Source organism: Lacinutrix sp. (genome assembly GCF_023299985.1).
Lineage (GTDB): Bacteria > Bacteroidota > Bacteroidia > Flavobacteriales > Flavobacteriaceae > Lacinutrix.
The window spans coordinates 1-5,126 of the sequence record NZ_JALZVX010000153.1; the positions used below are offsets into that span (position 1 = coordinate 1).

Annotated in this window: 7 protein-coding genes; 6 read left to right on the plus strand and 1 reads right to left on the minus strand. The window is 28.9% G+C overall.

Features of this window, described 5'->3' with window-relative positions; translation table 11 throughout:
- The coding region (locus Q0C58_RS08375; protein ID WP_290699991.1) for a GIY-YIG nuclease family protein at positions 1–142 on the minus strand (142 nt) is incomplete at its 3' end.
- 127 nt (positions 143–269) lie between these two features.
- Here Q0C58_RS08375 and Q0C58_RS08380 point away from each other — a divergent pair.
- From Q0C58_RS08380 to Q0C58_RS08405, 6 genes are all read left to right on the plus strand, one after another.
- On the plus strand, positions 270–695 hold the full coding sequence (locus tag Q0C58_RS08380; protein WP_290699973.1) for a RimK/LysX family protein: 426 nt from the start codon (positions 270–272) through the stop codon (positions 693–695).
- Positions 692–1,567 (plus strand): 30S ribosomal protein S6--L-glutamate ligase, encoded by an 876-nt coding sequence (gene rimK / locus Q0C58_RS08385; RefSeq protein WP_290699976.1) that lies wholly within the window; start codon positions 692–694, stop codon positions 1,565–1,567. Before Q0C58_RS08380 ends, rimK begins: the two co-directional genes overlap by 4 nt.
- On the plus strand, positions 1,568–2,539 hold the full coding sequence (locus tag Q0C58_RS08390; RefSeq protein ID WP_290699979.1) for a succinylglutamate desuccinylase/aspartoacylase family protein: 972 nt from the start codon (positions 1,568–1,570) through the stop codon (positions 2,537–2,539).
- Complete coding sequence (locus Q0C58_RS08395) at positions 2,532–3,104, plus strand: 5-formyltetrahydrofolate cyclo-ligase (protein ID WP_290699983.1); 573 nt, start codon at positions 2,532–2,534, stop codon at positions 3,102–3,104. Before Q0C58_RS08390 ends, Q0C58_RS08395 begins: the two co-directional genes overlap by 8 nt.
- An 84-nt stretch (positions 3,105–3,188) precedes the next feature.
- Complete coding sequence (locus tag Q0C58_RS08400) at positions 3,189–4,634, plus strand: ATP-binding protein (protein WP_290699986.1); 1,446 nt, start codon at positions 3,189–3,191, stop codon at positions 4,632–4,634.
- A 20-nt stretch (positions 4,635–4,654) separates the two neighbouring features.
- A complete protein-coding gene (locus Q0C58_RS08405) occupies positions 4,655–5,068 on the plus strand; it encodes a response regulator (RefSeq protein WP_290699989.1) in 414 nt (137 codons plus the stop codon).
- Positions 5,069–5,126: the final 58 nt, after the last annotated feature.

The following is a 5,126-nucleotide window of genomic DNA, read 5'->3' on the forward strand; positions in this document are numbered from 1 at the left end:
TAGTAAAGTAAGAAGTAACTCTTTTTTTTAAATTTTTAGCTTTACCTACATATATAATAACGCCTTCAGTATTAAAATACTGATACACACCAGGTGAATTTGGTAGTGTTTTTAATTGTATTTCTAATGAAGGATCAGCCATAAACCAAAGGTAATTATTTATAAGTGGTATAAAAAAACAAGTGTTAACTTTAAAGATAATTTTTTAGTTAATTGAAAAAAAATCAGCTACTAAATTCTTAAATTGCATTACTTTTAAAACAAGGTTAATGCAAAAAAAAGTTATAGGAAGAACAGATAAAATAGACTTTCCTAAATTAAATCTATTTAAAATTGATGCTAAAATAGATACAGGAGCTTATACCTCTGCAATACATTGCTCTAAAATTAAAGAGGATAACGGTATTTTAAAATGTACTTTTTATAGTGTAGGACATCCCAATTTTAATGGAAAGGAAATTGTTTTTGAAAATTATACCTTTACAGATGTTAAAAGCAGTAATGGTTTTGTTGAAAATAGATACAAAATTAAAACAGAAGTTATTTTTTTTAATAAAACATATAAAATTAACTTAACGTTAAGTACACGTGCAGAAATGAGATTTCCTGTATTAATAGGAAGACAGTTTTTAAAAAAAAAATTTATGGTAGATGTTGATTTAATAGATCTATCATATAGTAAAACAGTAAAATGAATATAGTTATATTATCTAGAAATGCAAACCTTTACTCAACAGACAGGTTGGTTGAAGAAGGAGAAAAAAAAGGGCATAAAATTGAAGTTATAGATCCTTTACAATGCGATATTATTATTGAAACGGAAAAACCTACTATTTTTTACAAAGACCGTTATCTGGATTATGTAGATGCTATAATTCCTAGAATAGGATCGTCTGTAACATTTTACGGTTGCGCAGTAGTAAGGCAGTTTGAAATGATGAATGTTTTTACTACCGTAACTAGTGATGCTATTTTGCGTTCTAGAGATAAATTAAAGAGCTTACAAAGCCTAAGTAAAGCTGGTATTGGAATGCCAAAAACAGTTTTTACAAACTATTCTAGAGATGCGCGAGAAGTTATAGAACATGTTGGTGGAGCACCAGTAATTATTAAATTATTAGAAGGTACTCAAGGTTTAGGCGTTGTTTTAGCAGAGACCAAAAGTGCTGCAGAATCTGTTTTAGAAGCTTTTAATGGATTACAAGCCCGAGTAATTGTTCAAGAATTTATTAAAGAAGCAAAAGGCGCAGATTTACGTGCCTTAATAGTAGATGGACAAGTAGTTGGAGCTATGAAACGTCAAGGTAAAGAAGGAGAGTTTAGATCTAATTTACACAGAGGAGGAAGCGCAAATATTATAAAATTAAGTCATGAAGAATTAAAAGTTGCTATGCATGCCGCTAAAGCACTAAAACTTCCTGTTTGTGGTGTAGACATGTTACAGTCTGCACGTGGTCCTTTGTTACTTGAGATAAATTCTACTCCAGGATTAGAAGGTATAGAGAAAGCAACAGGACGAAATATAGCAAAAAATATTATTGCTTTTATTGAAAAAAACACTAAATAAATGACGAGTAAAGCAAACGAAATCTTAGAAATTTTAGGAGAGAAAATAAAACTAGGAGAAAGTGCAACAGTTACTTTTGAAGTAGCAAAATTACATACTCGTAATACTTTAGACGTACCTATAATTATTGAACGATCCAAAAAACCAGGACCAACAGTTTTAATTACCGCAGGTATTCATGGAGACGAAATTAATGGTGTAGAAATAGTTAGGCAAATAATTGCAAAAAACATTAATAAACCTAAATGTGGAACTATTATTTGTGTTCCTGTAATAAATGTTTTTGGGTTTTTAAATATGGATCGTCTCTTTCCAGATGGGCGAGATTTAAACCGAACGTTTCCAGGTACTAAAGGCGGCTCTTTAGCAAGTAGAGTTGCCGATTTTGTAATGTCTAAAATAGTACCTCATGTGGATTTTGTAATGGATTTTCACACCGGTGGAGCAGATCGTTTTAATGCTGCTCAAATTCGTATTGTTAAAAACGATTTAAAACTCACAGAATTAGCACATGTTTTTGGTACACCTTTTATTTTTTATTCTGATAACTTAAATAAATCCTTTAGAAATGCCTGCAGTAATATTGGAGTGCCTATGTTGTTGTTTGAAGGTGGAAAATCTTTTAATATAGATAGTATTATTACAAATACAGGTGTTAATGGTGTAAAACGTGTTTTAGACCATTTTGGGATGTTAAATTCTAAATTTAAAGTATCTAAACCTAAAAAAGAAGCTATAGTAATTAGTAAAAGCAAATGGGTTAGAGCGAAATATTCAGGTATGTTTAAAGCATCGATAGCTATAAATTCTAGTGTTTTAAAAGACGATATACTTGGTCATATTACAGATCCTTATGGAAGTTTTAGCCATTTTGTAAAAGCGCCTAATGATGGTTACATATTTAATATAAACGAATCACCAATAATTTATCAAGGTGATGCTATTTTTCATATATCTACAAAGGTTGAATAAAGCAGATTTAAGAAAGAAATACAAAATACTTCGTAGTGAATTAGACGAAGAAACTATTGATGCATTTAGCTTAGAGATATCTAACAGGCTTTTAAGTTTAGACATATGGGACCATGAGTTTTATCACATTTTTCTATCTATTGAAAGTTTAAAAGAGATAAATACGGACTTTATTCTTAGTATTTTGTCTGGAAAAGATAAAAATATAGTAATTCCTAAAAGCGATTTTAAAACCAGAACGCTTCAAAATTTCTTACTAACAGATTCAACTAAAATTCAACTTAATAAATACAACATTCCAGAACCTGTTAATGGTATTGAAATTAATAACTCTAAAATAGATATTGTATTTGTACCTCTTTTAACTTTCGACCAAAAAGGAAACCGTATAGGCTATGGTAAAGGCTTTTACGATAATTTTTTAGCAAGCTGTAAGCCTGAAACTATTAAAATTGGCTTGTCTTTTTTTGAACCTGAGACAAGGATTGATGGTCTTTTTGAAGATGATATTCCTTTAGATTATTGTGTAACACCTAATAAAACACATACGTTTAAACTTAGTTAAAATCGTTTAAATGCTTATTTTACCGTTTAATTGTAACTTTTTTATTATATTTGCTTTATTATTTCCCAACTTATTTTATAACCTATGATACAAAATAAATTATTTGAACAAGTTATTGGTGACCTAGATATAGGTTATTGGGAACTTATCAATAATCAAAGTTCATGGTCTTTAGCATTTTTAAAGAACCTTGGATTTGAAGAAGGTGAAGTAGAAGTTGGGCTCGATTATTTTTTAAATAGTCTAATTCATAAAAATGACCGCAACTTATTTAGAGATAATTTTTACAATTTAGTTAGACACGATTTAGATTTTAAACAAACTATAAATATTCTTTGTAAAAACGGAAAACACAAAGAGTTTGTATGTAGAACTAAAGATGAATTGCCTGTGAATGTTCATGGAGATGCTAACGTTATTTTCTTTTATGAAAGAAAATATAGAACTAATGAAAAGGTAAAAAAAGATAGCTTCTATTATCAAGAAAGTGCCGAAATGACTTCCACTGGAAGTTGGTATGTAGATTTTAATAAACAAGAAAGTTACTGGGATTTACAAACGAAACGAATATTAGAATATCCTGAAGATTATAAGCCATCGTTAAAGGATTCATCGCAGTATTATGTAGAAGAGTTCCATCAATTAGCTGCAGATTGCTTTTTTAAATGTGCAATGGCAGGAACTCCTTTTAATACAGAAATAAAAATGCTTACTGCAAAAGGACGCGAGTTTTGGGCTAAAGCAATTGGTAAAGCTGTTTATAACGATAATAATGACATTATTGGTATTAGAGGTGTCTTTCAGGATATTGACGATGAGAAATCTAAAATAGCTAGCCTTCAAAAAACATCAGAGATTATAGCTTCTCAAAATTCAAGATTATTCAATTTCGCGCACATAGTTTCTCACAACTTGAGATCTCATACTAGCAATTTATCCTTAATAACTCAATTAATAGACGATGTAAAAACTGTAGAAGAAAAACTGGAATTATTAGATAGTGTAAAAGATATTTCAGAAAGTTTAAATTCAACTATAGAACATCTTAATGAGGTTGTTACAATACAAACACAAACAAATGATAGTAAAGTAGATGTTTGTTTTGAAACAACAATGTCTATTTTAAAAAAATCAATAGGCAGTATTATTCGAGAAAGCAAAACAACTTTAAACTCAGATTTTTCAGAATTAAAATGTATACAATATATTCCAGCATATTTAGAAAGTGTTATACTTAATCTAGTTACAAACGCTATAAAGTATAAACATCCAGAAAGAGATCCTTTAATAATAATTAAATCTTATATAAAAAATAATGACTCTTTTTTAGAAGTTACTGATAATGGAAGAGGAATAGATATGGAAAAGTTTGGTAGTAAAATTTTTGGTATGTACAAGACCTTTCATTACAATAAGGACGCTGTAGGTATAGGCTTGTTTATTACAAAAAATCAAATAGAATCTTTAAACGGACAAATTACAGTAGAAAGTGAGATTAATAAAGGAAGTACTTTTAAAATAAAATTCTAAACTAATTAATTATATAACCTATGAACAGTACCAATGTAGAATTAGCTTGTATTATAGATGATGACACTGTATATGTAAACTTAGTAAAGAAGATTATAGAAACTAAAAAACTATGCGAAAACTTACTAGTTTTTAGTGATGGCAAACAAAGTATAGACTATTTTGAAGCTTTACTAGAAAATTTAGATGCAGAGAATATTCCAGAAATCATTTTTTTAGATTTAAATATGCCAGTAATGGATGGATGGGAGTTTTTAGAACGGTTTACAAAAATTAAAAACAAATTTGGTAAAGTAATTACATTGTATGTAGTAAGTTCTTCTATAAACCCAATAGATGTAACTCGAGCAAAGTCTTTATCTAGTGTTAAAGATTATCTTATAAAACCAATAAATATAGCAGAATTAGAAAACATTTTCGCAAGAAGTGCATAGTGTAAACATTAAAAATAAATTAAGCTTTTTCTAATGTCTTAGGAAATGCCTTGTTATT

What these genes read in the sequence shown, in the direction of transcription:
- Q0C58_RS08380 (WP_290699973.1), top strand. Translation starts at nt 270, where the DNA reads ATGCAAAAAAAAGTTATAGGAAGAACAGATAAAATAGACTTTCCTAAA.
- rimK (WP_290699976.1), top strand. Translation starts at nt 692, where the DNA reads ATGAATATAGTTATATTATCTAGAAATGCAAACCTTTACTCAACAGAC.
- Q0C58_RS08390 (WP_290699979.1), top strand. Translation starts at nt 1,568, where the DNA reads ATGACGAGTAAAGCAAACGAAATCTTAGAAATTTTAGGAGAGAAAATA.
- Q0C58_RS08400 (WP_290699986.1), top strand. Translation starts at nt 3,189, where the DNA reads ATGATACAAAATAAATTATTTGAACAAGTTATTGGTGACCTAGATATA.
- Q0C58_RS08405 (WP_290699989.1), top strand. Translation starts at nt 4,655, where the DNA reads ATGAACAGTACCAATGTAGAATTAGCTTGTATTATAGATGATGACACT.